18 protein-coding genes are annotated in these 16049 nt (G+C 67.7%); 14 read left to right on the top strand and 4 right to left on the bottom strand.

All coding sequences use genetic code 11. The features are described from left to right. Positions 1-66 precede the first annotated feature (66 nt). From RIC54_RS05755 to RIC54_RS05730, 6 genes are all read left to right on the top strand, one after another. Positions 67-264, top strand: a complete 198-nt coding sequence (locus RIC54_RS05755) for a twin transmembrane helix small protein (protein WP_350085204.1) — start codon at positions 67-69, stop codon at positions 262-264. A 7-nt stretch (positions 265-271) separates the two neighbouring features. Continuing rightward, positions 272-847, top strand: a complete 576-nt coding sequence (locus RIC54_RS05750) for a cob(I)yrinic acid a,c-diamide adenosyltransferase (RefSeq protein WP_350085201.1) — start codon at positions 272-274, stop codon at positions 845-847. A gap of 139 nt (positions 848-986) precedes the next feature. Then, positions 987-1736 carry an electron transfer flavoprotein subunit beta/FixA family protein gene (locus RIC54_RS05745; protein WP_350085198.1) on the top strand — a complete coding sequence of 250 codons (750 nt, stop codon included), beginning with the start codon at positions 987-989 and terminating at the stop codon, positions 1734-1736. 1 nt (position 1737) lies between these two features. Next, positions 1738-2676, top strand: coding sequence for an electron transfer flavoprotein subunit alpha/FixB family protein (locus RIC54_RS05740; protein WP_350085195.1), 939 nt, complete (start codon positions 1738-1740; stop codon positions 2674-2676). A gap of 63 nt (positions 2677-2739) precedes the next feature. Next, the gene (locus tag RIC54_RS05735) at positions 2740-3609 is read left to right on the top strand and encodes a 3-hydroxybutyryl-CoA dehydrogenase (RefSeq protein WP_350085192.1); all 870 of its coding nucleotides are present in this window, start codon (positions 2740-2742) and stop codon (positions 3607-3609) included. A 202-nt stretch (positions 3610-3811) separates the two neighbouring features. Further along, positions 3812-4141 carry an argininosuccinate lyase gene (locus tag RIC54_RS05730; protein ID WP_350085189.1) on the top strand — a complete coding sequence of 110 codons (330 nt, stop codon included), beginning with the start codon at positions 3812-3814 and terminating at the stop codon, positions 4139-4141. Positions 4142-4177: 36 nt separating this feature from the next. Here RIC54_RS05730 and RIC54_RS05725 read toward each other — a convergent pair whose 3' ends face one another. Continuing rightward, positions 4178-4825 (bottom strand): class I SAM-dependent methyltransferase, encoded by a 648-nt coding sequence (locus tag RIC54_RS05725; RefSeq protein ID WP_350085186.1) that lies wholly within the window; start codon positions 4823-4825, stop codon positions 4178-4180. A gap of 127 nt (positions 4826-4952) precedes the next feature. Here RIC54_RS05725 and RIC54_RS05720 point away from each other — a divergent pair, with 127 nt between their 5' ends. Then, entirely contained in the window at positions 4953-5177 is a 225-nt protein-coding gene (locus RIC54_RS05720) for a hypothetical protein (protein ID WP_350085183.1), read from the top strand. Between the two features lie 119 nt (positions 5178-5296). On the opposite strand, the gene RIC54_RS05715 is transcribed toward RIC54_RS05720, so the two are convergent. Continuing rightward, the gene (locus RIC54_RS05715; RefSeq protein WP_350085180.1) at positions 5297-6334 is read right to left on the bottom strand and encodes a TAXI family TRAP transporter solute-binding subunit; all 1038 of its coding nucleotides are present in this window, start codon (positions 6332-6334) and stop codon (positions 5297-5299) included. Continuing rightward, entirely contained in the window at positions 6334-6933 is a 600-nt protein-coding gene (locus RIC54_RS05710) for a TlpA disulfide reductase family protein (RefSeq protein ID WP_350085177.1), read from the bottom strand. The genes RIC54_RS05715 and RIC54_RS05710 overlap by 1 nt, the downstream gene beginning before the upstream one ends. Between RIC54_RS05710 and argH the strand changes: the two genes are divergently transcribed. The 4 genes from argH to RIC54_RS05690 all read left to right on the top strand — a co-directional run bounded on the left by argH (position 6932) and on the right by RIC54_RS05690 (position 12633). Further along, complete coding sequence (gene argH, locus RIC54_RS05705; RefSeq protein ID WP_350085174.1) at positions 6932-8365, top strand: argininosuccinate lyase; 1434 nt, start codon at positions 6932-6934, stop codon at positions 8363-8365. The two genes, RIC54_RS05710 and argH, sit on opposite strands and share 2 nt — an antisense overlap. Beyond that, entirely contained in the window at positions 8362-8508 is a 147-nt protein-coding gene (locus RIC54_RS05700; protein WP_350085171.1) for a hypothetical protein, read from the top strand. Before argH ends, RIC54_RS05700 begins: the two co-directional genes overlap by 4 nt. A gap of 27 nt (positions 8509-8535) precedes the next feature. Continuing rightward, entirely contained in the window at positions 8536-9798 is a 1263-nt protein-coding gene (lysA, locus tag RIC54_RS05695) for a diaminopimelate decarboxylase (RefSeq protein WP_350085168.1), read from the top strand. A gap of 153 nt (positions 9799-9951) precedes the next feature. After that, complete coding sequence (locus RIC54_RS05690) at positions 9952-12633, top strand: TIGR02302 family protein (protein WP_350085165.1); 2682 nt, start codon at positions 9952-9954, stop codon at positions 12631-12633. Between the two features lie 20 nt (positions 12634-12653). Here the strand turns inward: RIC54_RS05690 and RIC54_RS05685 are convergent, their stop codons facing one another. After that, positions 12654-13508 carry a zinc-ribbon domain-containing protein gene (locus RIC54_RS05685; protein WP_350085162.1) on the bottom strand — a complete coding sequence of 285 codons (855 nt, stop codon included), beginning with the start codon at positions 13506-13508 and terminating at the stop codon, positions 12654-12656. A 205-nt stretch (positions 13509-13713) separates the two neighbouring features. Here RIC54_RS05685 and RIC54_RS05680 point away from each other — a divergent pair, with 205 nt between their 5' ends. The 3 genes from RIC54_RS05680 (at position 13714) to RIC54_RS05670 (ending at position 16019) form a co-directional block, all read left to right on the top strand. Beyond that, entirely contained in the window at positions 13714-14400 is a 687-nt protein-coding gene (locus RIC54_RS05680) for a cell division ATP-binding protein FtsE (RefSeq protein ID WP_350087890.1), read from the top strand. A gap of 2 nt (positions 14401-14402) precedes the next feature. Continuing rightward, on the top strand, positions 14403-15320 hold the full coding sequence (locus tag RIC54_RS05675) for a cell division protein FtsX (protein ID WP_350085160.1): 918 nt from the start codon (positions 14403-14405) through the stop codon (positions 15318-15320). 72 nt (positions 15321-15392) lie between these two features. Continuing rightward, complete coding sequence (locus tag RIC54_RS05670) at positions 15393-16019, top strand: YdcF family protein (protein WP_350085158.1); 627 nt, start codon at positions 15393-15395, stop codon at positions 16017-16019. The last annotated feature ends 30 nt before the right edge of the window (positions 16020-16049 follow it).

Genomic DNA, 16049 nt, shown 5'->3' with positions numbered 1-16049 from the left:
ATCAGCCACGGCGCAAAGTCGGTTTCGGTATCGCAGTCGCCCGCGCCGGGTCTATATGTTTCAACCATGAACACGCTTTTCACAGTCTTCCTGTTTCTGGCGATGGCCGCGACCGTCGGCGCGCTGTTCTGGGGCCTGATCGCAATGGCCCGCGGCGGCGAGTTTAACGCGAAGTGGTCGAACAAGATGATGCGCTACCGCGTCCTGTTCCAGGCCATCGCGATCGCGGTCTTCGCGGTGCTGCTCGGCCTGACGAAGGGGTGAGCCGTCGATGGTGCGCCTGACCCGGATCTACACGCGCGGCGGCGACCAGGGTCAGACCTCACTCGGCGACGGCACGCGGGTCGCCAAGCATTCGGCGCGGCCTGCCGCCTACGGCACGGTCGACGAGGCGAACGCGGTGATCGGCCTTGCCCGGCTGACCGCTGCCGCCGACGGCGGAGCGGAATGCGACGCCATGCTCGCCCGCATCCAGAACGACCTGTTCGACCTCGGCGCCGATCTGTGCACGCCCGAACAGGCCGACCCGAAATACCCGCCGCTGCGCATCGTGGCGGAACAGGTAACCCGGCTGGAAAGCGAGATCGACGCCATGAACGCCGAACTGGCGCCGCTCAACTCATTCATCCTGCCCGGTGGCAAGCCGGCCGCCGCCCAGCTTCACCTCGCCCGGACGGTTGCCCGGCGGGCCGAGCGCGAGATCACCGCGCTGGCCGAACACGAGACGATCAATCCTTTGGCGGTGCACTACGCGAACCGCCTGTCCGACCATTTGTTCGTGCTGGCCCGCTGGATCAACGACCGCGGCCGGCAGGACGTGCTATGGGTACCGGGAGGCAGCCGATGATGCGCGCCACCGGCACGTCTGGTCATCGCATTGCACGGCAGTTCAGCGGCGTTTCCTTGACATGCCAAGGGGCGCTTTCTAAAGAGCGGGGTCGCCCGGCGGAGATCGGCCGATATCCCCTTATCCGATCGAGGGAACAATGAAGGTACTCGTCCCCGTCAAGCGGGTGATCGACTACAACGTGAAGGTTCGCGTGAAGGCGGACCAGAGCGGTGTCGAACTCGCGAACGTCAAGATGTCGATGAACCCGTTCGACGAGATCGCCGTCGAAGAGGCCATCCGCATGCGCGAAGCCGGCAAGGCCGAGGAGGTCGTCGCGGTCTCCATTGGTCCGCAGCAGGCGCAGGAGACCATCCGCACCGCCCTGGCCATGGGCGCCGACCGCGGCATCCATGTGGTGCACGACGGCGAGCTCGAGCCGCTGGCGGTCGCCAAGATGCTGAAGGCCATCGTCGAGAAGGAACAGCCGGGCATCGTGATCCTCGGCAAGCAGGCAATCGACGACGACTGCAATCAGACCGGCCAGATGCTGTCGGCCCTGCTTGGATGGAGCCAGGCGACATTCGCATCGAAGATCGAGGTCGGCGACGGTGCCCTCACGGTAACCCGTGAAGTCGACGGCGGGCTGGAGACCGTTTCGGTCAAGACCCCGGCGATCGTCACCACCGACCTGCGCCTGAACGAACCGCGCTATGCGTCGCTGCCGAACATCATGAAGGCGAAGAAGAAGCCGATCGATCCGACCACGCCGGCCGATCTGGGTGTGGACCCGGCGCCCCGCCTCACCACGCTGAAGGTCGTCGAGCCGCCGAAGCGCCAGGGCGGCGTGAAGGTCGCCGACGTTGCCGAACTGGTGTCGAAGCTGAAGAACGAAGCGAAGGTGATCTGACATGAGCGCGCTGGTCTTCGCCGAACATGAGAACGGCTCGTTGCGGCCATCCACGCTGAGCGCCGTCACCGCCGCCGCCCAGATGAGCGATCAGGTCGTTCTTCTGGTCGCAGGCAAGGGCTGCGACGCGGCTGCCCAGGCCGCCGCCAAGGTTTCCGGGGTGGCCAAGGTCGTGAAGGTCGACTCCGCCGAATACGAGCACACCCTGGCCGAGAACCTGGCTCCGCTGATCGCCAAGCTGGCGGCCGGGCACAGCCATCTGGTCGCGACCGCAACCACCGTCGGCAAGAACATCATGCCGCGGGTTGCCGCCCTGCTCGACGTGGCGCAGGTCTCCGAGATCATCGAGGTGGTCGACGCCGAGACCTTCGTGCGGCCGATCTACGCCGGCAACGCGATGGCGACCGTGAAGTCGTCGGACGCCATCAAGGTGGTCACCGTCCGCGGCACCAACTTCGAGCCCGCTGCGGCGGAAGGCGGCTCCGCCAGCGTCGAGGACGCCTCGGGTGAGGGCGACAAGGGCCTGTCGAGCTTCGTCGGCCAGGCCCTGTCGAAGTCCGACCGTCCGGAGCTGACCAGCGCCCGGGTGGTGATCTCGGGCGGCCGGGGCATGCAGAACGGCGAGAACTTCAAGATGCTCGACGAGGTCGCCGACAAGCTGAACGCCGCCGTGGGCGCCTCGCGCGCCGCCGTCGACGCCGGCTTCGTGCCGAACGAGTACCAGGTCGGCCAGACCGGCAAGGTCGTGGCACCGGACCTGTACATCGCCGTCGGCATCTCGGGGGCGATCCAGCACCTGGCCGGGATGAAGGACAGCAAGGTCATCGTCGCCATCAACAAGGACGAAGAGGCGCCGATCTTCCAGGTCGCCGACTACGGCCTGGTGGCGGACCTGTTCAAGGCGGTGCCGGAACTGAGCCAGGCGCTCGACAAAGCCTGACGACGTAGGCCTTAGGGACGCGGCGGCGACAACCATCGCCCCGCTCCCGAACAGGAGGGCGACATGCAGCGCATCGGCGTGATCGGTGCCGGGCAGATGGGCAACGGAATCGCCCATGTCTGCGCGGTGGCAGGGCTGGACGTCCGGATGGTGGACGTCTCGGACGATGTGCTGACCCGCTCGCGCGCCCAGATCGAGCACAACCTCAACCGGCAGATTGCCCGCGGCAAGCTGACCGATGCCGAGATGCAGGCGGCGCTGGCCCGGATTACGGCCGGTACCGACTACGCCGCCTTTGGCGATTGCGACCTGGTGATCGAGGCTGCCACCGAGAACGAGGAACTCAAGCGCGAGATCCTCAAGCAGTTGGTCCCGCATCTGAACGCCGACGCGCTGATCGCCACCAACACCTCGTCGATCTCGATCACCCGGCTGGGTGCCGCCACCGACCGGCCCGGCCGGTTCATGGGCATGCACTTCATGAACCCGGTACCGGTGATGCAACTGGTCGAGCTGATCCGGGGCATCCAGACCGAGCAGGCCACTTTCGAAGCGGTGCGCGGCCTCGCCGAGCGTCTCGGCAAGACCATCTCGGTCGCCGAGGACTTTCCGGCCTTCATCGTGAACCGGATCCTGCTGCCGATGATCAACGAGGCGGTCTACACGCTGTACGAGGGCGTCGGTTCGGTCGAGTCGATCGACACGGCGATGAAGCTGGGTGCCAACCACCCGATGGGTCCGCTGGAACTGGCGGATTTCATCGGCCTCGATACCTGCCTGGCGATCATGCACATGCTGTACGACGGTTTGGCCGACAGCAAGTACCGCCCGTGTCCGCTGCTGGTGAAGTACGTCGAGGCCGGCTGGCTCGGCCGCAAGACCGATCGCGGCTTCTACGACTACGGCGGTGAAGTCCCGGTGCCGACGCGCTGATCGCGATCAAACGAAACGACAAGTGCTCGTCGTTATCCTATTTGCAAATTTAAGTAAAATCCGCCAGAGTTCCTGGCCCACTCACCCCTGCTCTCCGCCAGTTCTGTCGGCGCCAAGACATCGGTGGCTGCTGGGTTGCCTCATACGGAGACGGGAAATGGCAATGCGCGCCCTTCTTGGGTCGATGGTCGTAGTGTCAAGCATGGCAATGTCTGCAATGGCCTGGGGACAGGCCAAGCAGGATTTCACCCTGGTGAACAAGACCGGCTACGCACTGAGCGAAGTCTATGTCGCGCCGAGCAAATCGGACGACTGGGAAAATGACATTCTGGGTCGCGACCTCATGCCGGACGGGGAAGCCTTCGACATCTCCTTCGACCGCTCCGACAAGAGCTGCTTCTGGGACCTGAAGGTCATCTACCACGACGATAGCTCCAGCGCCGTCTGGTACGGCATCGACCTGTGCACCGTGTCGAAGATCACCATCCGGTACAACCGTTCGACCGACACGACATCGGCGTCCTTCGACTGACCGTCATCGGCAACAGCGGTCGGTGCGGCATCCGCTCTATTGCGGTGCTGCGCCGATCAGCCCGACGTTGCCGTGCAGGTGCAGCACCTGCGATGCCATCCCCAAGCCGCTGAACCAGTCGCGATAGTCGTCCAGCCGAGCCGGGCGGTTTGTGTCCGACAGATCCGCCTCGTAGGCCGCGAAGCTGTCGGCCGTGCGCATCGCCGCACCGTGTACCCGCTCGATCCGCCGCCAGATCGCCTGCTGGGCCGGGAACAGTGCTGGCTGGTCGAGCCGGATGCGGTCGTAGATCAGGATCAAGCCGTCATCGCTCAGCCGGTCGCGCGCCCAGCTCAGCGTGGCCCGCTTCTGGGCGTCGGTCAGATCGTGGAACGTCAGGACGCTGACCACGAACCGGAACCGCCGACCCGGAATCTGGATTGCCGCCGGCTCCGTCAGATCGCCCTCGGCGAACGTTACCCGTTCACCGAACCGCTCGCGCGCCTCGTCCAGCGCCGATCCCTTCCGGTCGACCCCGGTCAATACGAGATCGTCGCGCCGAGCTACCAGCAGATGCTCCAGGTAGCCGGTGCCGCAACCCAGATCGAGGACCGCGTCGCCGGGGTTGGCGAGGTCCGCAACGATCTGAACCAGAACGTCCAACTGCTCGCCGCGGGTCGGATGGCCGCCGATCGGGTCTTTCACGCAATGCTCTCCGGGGTCGGTGAAACCCATCGTGATCGATGGGAGGGATGCTTTTTCCTTGCCTTTAGATAAATTTTTAGATAAATCCAAAAGCCTTCACATAGTCCTTCAGAATGAGGGAACGATAATGACCAGAATGGTAACGGACAAAGCACTTGCCTTGTTGACACAATCGGTCTCCGACATCGTCGGTGACGAGACCCGGATTGCGAGCGCCCTTTCGCGCGCGATTCACACTGGAAGCCCCATGGATCTCGTCATGGCTCAGGCTTCCTTTGACGATCTGGACGCGACGATCCGCCGACAGATCCAGGGATACGCTGTGCGGCTGGCTTCCGGAACGATGCACTGACCGGACCGGCCGCCGGAACTGCCGCAGCGGAATATCATTTCGCAGCGTCGGCATTTCCCTCGGCCGGATACCGCTCCGGCCGAGGGAGCCTTCGCGGCCGGGGAACGCGTGCGAGACCGTCACCGCCCGGCTTTCAGATCCGCGTAGCAGCGCTCCGCCCCCGGATGCAGCGGGATGTCGACTCCGTCGAGCGCAGTGGCAACCTGGATCATCTTGCCGGTCGGGTGGCCCCCGTCGAGCAGAACCCGGGTCGCGTCATTCCATAGCGCCCGGCAGATCGCGTAGACCCGCTCCTCGGGCACATCTTCGGCCACGACCCATTGCGCGCCGACACCGATGGTCGGAATGGCCGGGGCGTCCCGCCGGTAGGTGCCCGCCGGAATCGGTGACCGGGCAATGAACGGATGCTTCGCCAGAATCGAGTCGACCGCGTCACCGTCGATCGGGACCAGTTCGGCGACCCGTTGGGCGAGCATGTCCGCCACGACGTTCGTCGGCACGCCCGCAACGATGATGAACGCGTCCAGTTCCCCGCGCTGCATCAGGGACGATGCGGGCCCCGGCTTCAGATACTCGACCACCAGATCAGCCTCGCTGAGCTCGAAGGCGCCGAGCAGCAGGCGATTCATCAGCAGGGTCCCCGACCCCGGTTCGTCCAGCGAGACCCGCTTGCCGACCAGATCGCGAACGCCGGTGATGCCGAGCCCCTTCCGAGCCACCAACTGCATGCGTTCGGCGTAGAGGTTGGCGATCACTCGGAGTTTGCGCATCGGTTCGCGGCCGGCAAAGGCACCCTCGCCGAAATAGGCGTCGTGCACCACGTCCGCCTGGGCGAAACCGGACTCGATGTCACCCTTCTGGATGGCGTCGACGTTGGCGACCGAACCGTGAGACGACACGGCCGCCGCGATCAGGTTCGGCACGCCGCAGCTTCCACCCTCGCTGCAGGGGCGAGATCCGACCGGACTGGAGATGGCGTTCCCGATGATTGCTCCGATCGGGTAGTAGGTGCCGTTCACCCCGCCGGTGGCGATCCGAAAGAATGCCAGTTCCGGGTCCTGTGCCGCAGCCGACCCGCCAAGCCAGGGTCCGAACGCGACCGACAACCCCAGGGCCAGAACCCGACCCAATGCTCCGATCCGGTCGACCGCTGCCATCAGGTTTCCTCCGGCTGGTTCAGGTAGTGCAGGATCAGCGCCTTGGCGCTCGGCGAGTCCCATTCGGCATCACCGAGCATCTTCCCGATGATCCGGCCCTCGCTGTCCAGCAGGATCGATGTCGGCAACCCGGCGGCACCCAGCGCCCGCGCCAGTTCGGATTTCGGATCGGCGGCCGTCCGAAGGTTGGTCACCCCCACCCGCTTCAGGAACGGGGCCGCGACTTCAAGGCCCTTTCGGTCAACCGATACCAGCACAACCCGGAACCGGTCGCTGCCGAGCGCGGCCTGCAGCCGGTCGAGCGACGGCAGTTCCTTCACGCAGGGCGCGCACCAAGTCGCCCAGACGTTCAGCAGAACCAGCGACCCACGGTATGCGTCGAGCTTGATGGGGCGGCCGTCCGGGTCTAGGAAAGCGGTGCTCGGGGCGGGCACACGCTCGGGAAGAGGATCATAGGCACCGTACCCGCCGGACAGGGGGGGCGGCCCGCCGGTCGCTCCGACCGCAACCACCGCACCGGCCAGCACCGCCGCGACCGCCCCGGACAGAATGCCGAGGCGCCACGGAAATCGAGTTTTCTGCGAACCGGGACCCGTCATGACCGATCACACTCCCGCCCCAGTCGAAACCGAGAGCCGGACGAACGCACTCTGGGGCGGTCGCTTCGCGTCCGGGCCCGCCGAGGTCATGGAACGGATCAATCCATCCATCGACTTCGACCGACGACTGTGGCGGGAAGACATCCTCGGGTCGAAGGCGCATGCCGAGATGCTGGTGGCTCAGGGAATCATCTCAGCCGAGGACGGCGCCGCCATTGCTCATGGTCTAGATGACATTTGGGGCGAAATCGAGTCCGGCCAGTTCAAATTCTCGCGCGCGCTCGAGGACATCCACATGAATGTGGAGTCGCGGCTGCGCGAACTCATCAACGAGCCGGCGGGTCGCCTGCATACCGGGCGGTCGCGCAACGATCAGGTCGCGCTCGACATGAAGCTCTGGGCGCGCGGCGCGATCGACGATCTTGAGGTCGAGTTGAAAGCCCTGCAGGCCGCGCTGATCGGCCAGGCCGAGCAGCACACCGACACCGTGATGCCGGGTTTCACCCACCTGCAGGTCGCCCAGCCGGTGACCTTCGGCCACCACCTTCTGGCCTACACCGAGATGTTCGGCCGCGACCGCAGCAGGCTGGCCGACGCCCGCAAGCGGTTGAACGAGAGCCCCTTGGGTGCGGCGGCCCTGGCCGGCACACCCTATCCGATCGACCGGCACCGCACCGCCTCCGCCCTCGGCTTCGACCGGCCGGCGGCGAACTCATTGGACGCGGTGTCGGACCGGGACTTTGCGCTTGAGCTGGCAGCCGCCGCAGGGATCTGCGCCACCCACCTCTCGCGCCTGGCTGAGGAGCTGGTGCTGTGGACCACCCAGCAGTTCCGGTTCGTGCGGCTGTCCGACGCGTTCTCCACCGGCAGCTCGATCATGCCGCAGAAGCGCAACGCCGACGCCGCTGAGCTGGTGCGCGGCAAGGCCGGCCGCGTGCTCGGCGCGTTCACCGCGCTCGCCGTGGTGATGAAGGGCCTGCCGTTGGCGTACGGCAAGGACATGCAGGAGGACAAGGAGCCACTGTTCGATGCGGTCGACACGCTCGGGCTGTGCATCGCCGCGACCGCCGGCATGATCGCCGACATGCAGGCCAACCCGGCCGCCATGCGGCAGGCGGTCGAGGCTGGATTCCCGACCGCGACCGACCTGGCCGACTGGCTGGTTCGCGAGGCGGGCGTACCGTTCCGCGACGCCCACCACGTCAGCGGCAGTCTGGTCAAGCAGGCCGAGACCCGTGGCTGCGGCCTCGCCGACCTGCCGCTGGACGTCATGAAGGCGGCCCATCCGGCGCTTGACGAACGGATCTACGCCGTGGTCTCGGTGGAAGCCTCGGTGAACGCCCGCACCAGTTTCGGCGGCACGGCGCCGGTCCGGGTCCGCGAACAGGTCGCAGCCGCCCGGCAGCGCTTCCTGGACGGAGACGGATCATGAGCCGGCGTTACCATCTGGTCGTGCTGTTCGCGGTTCTGGCGGCCCTGGCGCTGGCCGGGCCGATCGCCTGCGGCAAGCGCGGCAAGCTGGAGGCGCCGGAAGGCAAACCGTCGACCTGGCCGCGCACCTACCCGACCTCCTGACAACACCTTACGGATCCAGGTATCGCCATGCAGGGCTTCGAGACCCGCGACGGAGCACTCGCCGTCGAGAACGTACCGCTCGCCACGATAGCCGAGCAGGTCGGCACGCCAGCCTATGTCTATTCGGCCGGCGCCATCCGTGCCCGCTACCAGGCGCTGGCCACCGCCCTCGACCCGCTCGGCATTGCGATCCACTACGCGGTGAAGGCCAACAGCAACCAGGCGATCATCACGCTGCTGCGCGGCCTGGGAGCCGGAGCGGACGTGGTGTCGGGCGGCGAACTGGCCAGGGCGCTGGCCGCCGGGATCCCGGCCGACCGGATCGTGTTCGCCGGCGTCGGCAAGACCCGTGACGAGATGGCCGCGGCCCTCGATGCCGGCATTCACCTGTTCAACATCGAGTCGGAGCCGGAGCTGGAGACGCTGGCGGAGGTCGCCCGCTCGAAGGGGACGACCGCTCGGGTCGGCCTGCGGGTCAATCCGAACGTCGACGCCAAGACCCACGCCAAGATCACCACCGGCAAGGCCGAGAACAAATTCGGTGTGCCGATCGAGCGGGCGCCGGCGTTCTTCGCCCGGGCCGGCGAGCTGGGCGGCGTGGAGGCGGTCGGCCTGTCGGTGCACATCGGCTCGCAGATCCTCGACCTCGAACCGTACCGTCAAACCTATGTGCGGGTGCGCGAGATGGCGCTGACCCTGCGCACCCAAGGCTACGGCCTGCGCAATTTGGACCTGGGCGGCGGTCTGGGCATCGGCTATCGCGGCGAGGACGGCCCGGACCCGCAGGGCCTCGCCGCCATCATCAAGGAGCAGCTCGGCGACCTCGACTTCGAGCTGGCGGTCGAGCCCGGCCGCTGGCTGGTCGGTGCCGCCGGCGTGCTGCTGGCCCGGGTGATCCTGGTCAAGCAGGGCGAGACCAAGCGTCACGTGGTGGTCGATGCCGCCATGAACGACTTGATCCGGCCGACCCTGTACGAAGGCTTCCACCGCATCGAGCCGGTCGTCGGACGCGACCGCGCCGACGCCGGGATGGCCGACATCGTCGGGCCGATCTGCGAGTCCGGCGACTATTTGGCCAAGGACCGGCCGCTGCCGGCGGTCACGGCCGGCGAGCTGCTGGTGGTTCGCGACGCCGGCGCCTATGGGGCCGTCATGTCGTCGACCTACAACGCCCGGCCGCTGGCGCCCGAGGTGCTGGTCGACGGCGACCGCTGGACCGTGATCCGGCCGCGCCAGAGCGTCGACGCGCTGATCGCGCTCGACAGGGTTCCCGAGTGGCTTGCCGACTGAAGGCGGCGGCTGGCGGCCTGTTCCGGCAGCAGCGCGGCACTTGACGATCACGGGGCGCGACCCGACACTTAGGCAATCGACCGCTCGACGTCGCCGATGGAGGGGGCTGTATCGGATGGCGTTGGTCGCCCACCGCTGATGCGGAGGTTTGCCGTGCGCCGCACCGAGGCCCCGTCCGACAGGACGCCGTATCCGAGCGTCGCCCGCAAGCTGACGCTTGCCCGGGCGATCGTCGATTGGGAGCGGCTTTGGCCTTCGCTGTGGCCGGCGCTCATGATGCTGGCGGTCTTCTTCGGCATCGCCCTGCTCGGCCTGCCCAGCGCGATTGGTGCGCTGACCGGCGGCTGGGGCCAGTTGGCGCTTCTGGTCGGGTTCGCGGCACTGTTCCTGTGGATCGTACGCCGGGGTGTGGTGGCGTGGCAGCCCGCGAACGAAACCGATGCCGCACGTCGGCTCGAGTTTGACAGCTCCCTGGCGCACCGCCCGGTCTCCAGCCTCGCCGACCGTCCGGCCGGCGCCGACCGGGATCTGGTGGCGCAAGCCCTGTGGACAGCCCACCGCCGGCGCCAGGAAGACAGCCTTGCGAACCTGCGAGTCGCGGCCCCCGAGCCCACCATGACCCGCCTGGACCGGTTCGGGACGCGTTCGCTTGCCGGCATGGTCCTGATCGCCGGCATCGCGGTCGCTGCCCCGGATCCGCTCGGCCGGATGGCCGAGGCCTTCGACGTGACCCTGACCCCCCTGGCGGAGACGCCGGCTCCGACTTTCGACGTCTGGATCAACCCGCCGGCCTATACCGGCCGGCCGCCGATGATGCTGGCCCGAGCCGGCCAGCCCGTCACAAGCGGAGCCGGCAAGCCGAACGGCCATGATCCGCGGAGCCCCGCCAACAGCCCGAAGCGGCTGGCCGTACCGACCGGCTCGGTTCTGCTGGCCAAGGTCAACGGCGGTACCGGCGCCCCGTTGCTGGCGTTCGCGACCCGCGACGGCGAGAACGTCAAGCCGTTCGAGAAGGTCGCCGAGCAGGCCCATCAGATCGAGACCCCGATCACCGAGGGGACGGCCCTGTCGATCCGCCAGAACCGCGCCGAACTGGCGGCCTGGACCATCACGGTCCTGCCCGACCTGCAACCGACCGTCGCCTTTGCCGAACCACCGCAGGCAACCGAGCGCGCAGCGTTGATGGTCCACTACGCCGCGTCGGACGACTACGGACTGGCCGGGGTCGAGGCCCGGATCCGGTTGCTGGACCCGGACGGCAAGCCGACCTCGGACGATCCGATCATGTTGCCCATGGCGCTGCCCGGCAACGGCCTGGAAGCGGCGGATGCCAAGGACTATCACGACCTCACGCCGCATCCCTGGGCGGGCCAGACCGTGGACATCACCCTGGTGGCGCGCGACGAGGCCGGCCAGGAAGGCGTCAGCGAACCGGCCCGCATGATCCTTCCGGAACGGCAGTTCCAGCACCCGGTTGCCAGGGCAATCATCGAACAGCGCAAGCGGCTGCTGACGGAGCCGCATGAGAAGACCGACATCGCCGAGGTGCTGATGTCGCTGGCGGCGCGGCCGCAGCACTACTACGACGACATCGTCACCTTCCTGTCGCTGCGGGTCGCCGCCGGCCGTCTGGTGATCAGCGACACCTCGCCGGCGTTGATCGCCAACGTCCAGTCGCTGCTGTGGGACACCGCGCTTCGGGTCGAGGACGGCGAGATGTCGCTGGCCGCCCGGGAACTGCGCGAGCTTGAGCGCCGGCTGATGGAGATGCTGGCCCAGGACAACCCCGACCAGCAGGCGCTCGAGCAGCTGATGGAGGAGCTCAAGCAGGCCATCGACAAATACCTGAAGGCGATGATGGAGCAGATGCAGCAGCAGCTCCAGCAGGGTGATCCGCAGCAGGCCCAGGACATCGATCCGCGCCAGATGATCGAGCGCAAGGATCTGATGGACATGGTCGACCGCGCCCGCGAGCTGATGAAGTCCGGCGCCAAGGACGCCGCCCGCCAGCTGCTCTCGCAGCTCCGCGAGATGATGGAGAACCTGCGCGCCGGCCGGCCGCAGCCAATGTCGCCCGAGCAGCAGGCCGTCCAGGAGATGATGCGTCAGCTTCAGGAACTGGCCGAACAGCAGCAGCGCCTGATGGACGACACCTACAAGGCGCACCAGGAAGGCTTCCAGCGCGAGGGCCGTGACCAGCAGATGGGCCAGATGCCCGGTCAACCGCGCGAGCACCGGCCCGGTCAACGCTCCGGACAGCAGGGCCAGGCCGGCGACGGCACCCCTCAGGGCGCCGACCGCAGCGGCCGGCAGAGCCGGCCCGACCAGGGACAGATGACGCCCGAGGCGCTGGCGCAGATGCAGGAACGGCTGCGCCGCCAGCTCGGCGAGTTCATGCGCAAGCTCGGCGAAGGCCTGGGACAGATCCCACAGCCGTTCGGCGAGGCCGAGCGGGCGATGAAGGACGCCACGGACGCGCTTGGCCGTGCCCAGCCCGGTGACGCCGTCGGACCGCAGGGCGACGCGGTGGAACGCCTGCAGGACGGCGCCCAGGCGCTGGCCGAGACGATGCGGCAGAACCAGCAGGCCAACGGCGGCGCGGCTCCCGACCCGAACGTCCAGGGTCTCAACCACGACGACCAGCGCCGCGATCCGCTGCGCGACCGGCCGAACAGCCAGGGTTACGCCAACGACAACGGTGGGATCGAGATCCCCGGCGAAAGCGACCTGCTGCGCGCCCGGCGGATCTTCGACGAGTTGCGTCGCCGCTCCGGCGACCGCCAGCGCCCGGAAACCGAGCTCAACTACATCGAGCGGCTGCTGAAGCGCTTCTGATCAGGCACTGGCGAACCCGCCTAATACCCGACGCCCACCTCCGGCCGTTCGTGGGTGAAGGTGACGTTGACCCGGCTGGCGTCGCTGGATCCGCCGGCGAACTCCGACTGGAACCGCCCGACGTCGCCCGGCAGCAACTGCGGGGTGGTGGCGGTGAACAGCCAGGACTGCAGGGTGTCGCCACGCGCATCCAGCACCGTGCCGCGCAGGGCCGGCAGGCTGCGCATCTGTTCGGTCGGGTTGCTGATCTCGCCGGAGACCACCAGCAGCAGCACGCTGCCTTCCTGGCGGCGCTGGACATAGACGTTCTGCAGGACCAGCCCCTCGCCCGGCACGTCCACATGCATGCCGATCGTGTCGTAGAGCAGGGCGCTGGCCGGCCACGCCTCGACCAGCGACGTCCGGGCCGCCACCAGTATCCCCGGAATCGCGAACGCCGCCGCGGTCAGAACCAGTAGTGCCACGGGCAACCGGCGTTTCGGGGGAGGCGTCGAACGGGCACCGCGGAATCGGGACACCCCGCCGAGCGGAGGCGGGTCCATCCCTCCCTCGTCGTCATCGGTCGGCGGCCGCAGGTCGTCCCTGTCGAACTCCTCGTCGCCCTCCGAAGCCTCCTCCTCGGGGAGTTCGTCCTCCGGTTCCGGCTCCGGCATGGGCTTAGGCTTGGGTTTCGGTTTGGCCTTCGCCTTGCCCTTTGCTTTGGCCTTCGGCTTCCCGGCTCCCTCCTCCGCCGGCGCCTTGGCCGGCTTAGGGGGAGGCGGTGCCTGCATCCACTGATGCGAGCAACTGCCGCAGCGCAGCTTGCGCCCGGTCGTTCCCAGGGCCTTGTCCGGAACCTTGAATTTCGCTTCGCACTCCGGGCAGGTAACCCGCATTCGCCGCCTCATCATCCAATCCGCGGCGCGGAGTATAACGCGCCCGCCGGGCCCCGCCACGATCGCGTCGCGACCTGGGTCCGCAAACCGGCTCCCGTGCTCGGCGACCATGTCTTTCTTTCGCCACGGCGTTCGTCCAAGATCCGGCCGTGCCGAGAATGAGCGAGGGGCGAGTAGCCAGGTGGTCCGGTTCGAAAACGTGTTCATGCGCTACGACGGCGGGCCCGTCATCCTGCGCGATGTGTCGTTCGAACTGGAACCCGGCAGCTTTCACTTCCTGACCGGCGGCAGCGGCGCCGGCAAGTCGACCCTGCTGCGCCTGATGTACCTCGGCGCCCGCCCGGTGTCCGGCAACATCCGCCTGTTCGACCGCGACATCTCCGGAATTCGCCGGGCCGAGCGGCCGGCAATGCGACGCCGGGTCGGAGTGGTGTTCCAGGATTTCCGGCTGATCCCCCACCTGTCCGCGTTGGACAATGTGGCGCTGCCGCTGCGCATTGCCGGAACCCGCGAGTCGCTGATCCGCGAGCATGTGCCGGAACTGCTGGCCTGGGTCGGGTTGAGCGGTCATCTGGACGCGCTGCCCGCCACCCTGTCCGGCGGCCAGCAGCAGCGGATCGCGATCGCCCGCGCGGTGATCGGCCGGCCGAACCTGCTGCTGGCCGACGAGCCGACCGGCAACGTCGACGATCGTATTGCGATCCGGCTGCTCTATCTGTTTGAAGAGTTGAACAAAATGGGTACCACCGTACTGATCGCCACCCACAATGAGTCGCTGGTGAAACGTTTCGACCATCCGCGCCTGCATCTCGAGGGCGCACGGCTGTCCCGGGTGCAGATGCCCGGCGGCGCCTCCGCCAAGCCGGGCAACGCGGCCGCGCGCCCGGCCTGACCATGTGGGGCCGCAACGATCTCGCCCTGGCGCGCGACCCGTCGACCCGGTTCCTGCCGGGCCTGCTGGCTGTCCTGGTCTACCTGGCGGCGCTGGCGGCAGTCGGCGGATTGACGGCGCAGGGCTTCGTTTCCGACTGGGACCGCCGGCTGGCCGGATCGCTCACCATCCAGATCCCGCCCACCCTGAACACCGGGGACGACGCGTCCCGTGCAGCCTCGGCCGAGCGTCGCGACGCGGTCATGCGGCTGCTGAAGGTGACACCGGGCATCGCCGACGCGCGGCCGATCTCCGAAGCCGATTCGGCCGCGTTGCTCGAACCCTGGCTGGGACCGGAACTGGTCCGCACGCTGCCGTTGCCGCTCCTGGTGGACGTCCGGCTTGCGCAAAGCCAGCCGCTGGACCGCGAGTCCCTCGCCGAGCGCCTGGAGAACGCGGCGCCGGGCACCACCCTCGACGACCATGCTCGGTGGCTGGCCGACGCCCAGGCCCTGGCGCGTTCGGTCGCCGTCACCGGGCTGGTGGTGATCGTGCTGGTGTCGCTGGCAGCCATTCTCGCCGTGGTGTTCGCCGTGCGCACCGGGCTTGGCGTTCACCGCAACGAAATCGAGGTTCTGCACCTGATCGGGGCGCCGGACCGCTTCATCGCCCGGCAGTTCCAGCGCCACACCGGCCGGCTGGCCGCGGTCGGCGGCGTGATCGGGGCCATACTGGCGATCGTCACCGTGATCGCCCTGCGCTGGACGGCAACCGATGCCGCCGCGGTGACCGGCCCGGCCGGTCTCGCGACCTTGATCGCCTCGATCGACTTCGGCCTCCGCGACTGGCTGGCGGTGATCGCGCTTCCGATCGCAGCCACGGCGATCGCCACCCTGACCGCTCGGGCGTCCGTGATGCTGTCGCTCGCCCGCCTGCCCTGAACCATGGCCCGCCGTCGCTACCGGTTCCGTCGCGAACCCGACCGATCAGGATACGGCATCGGATTGCTGATCATGGTCGTGGCCCTGTCGCTGGCCACCGCCTGGGTAATCGGGCTGGTGCGCTACGCCGGCCGAATCCCCGTCCAGCCGGTTCTGGTCGAGCCGGCGGCCGCGGTCGTCGTGCTGACCGGCGGCAGCAAACGCATGGATGCCGGCGTGGCTCTGCTGTCGAACGGCACCGCGCCGGTGCTGTTCGTCTCCGGCGTTGACCATCGGGTCGATCCCGCGCGCATCCGCGACTTGGTTCCGGATGCCGGCGACAGTCTCGATCAGGCGGTCATCGACTGCTGCGTCGTCCTGGGCTACGGCGCGTCGGACACCCTCGGCAACGCCCGCGAGACCGCGTTGTGGGCACGCGCGACCGAACGGAAATCCCTGATCCTGGTCACCTCGAACTACCACATGCCGCGCGCCCGGCTGGAGTTCACACACGCCCTGCCGGAGGTACGGCTGATTCCCTACCCAGTCATCCCGCCCGACGTCCGGATGGATGCCTGGTGGCGCTGGCCCGGGACACTGGGCCTGGTCGCCGGCGAATGGACCAAGTACGTCTTCGCCCGGGTCCGGATCGGGCTCGCCGACCTGGTTTCATCGGCCACGATGCCGCCCTCCGGAACGGATCAGGAACAAAAAAATTGATCCGACGGCCCCCGGATCTTATCTTATAAG

Source organism: Thalassobaculum sp. (assembly GCF_040219215.1).
In the GTDB taxonomy this organism is placed as follows: Bacteria; Pseudomonadota; Alphaproteobacteria; order Thalassobaculales; family Thalassobaculaceae; genus Thalassobaculum_A.
Note: the sequence above shows the minus strand (reverse complement) of the source record. Positions and strands in the feature narration are given on the sequence as shown.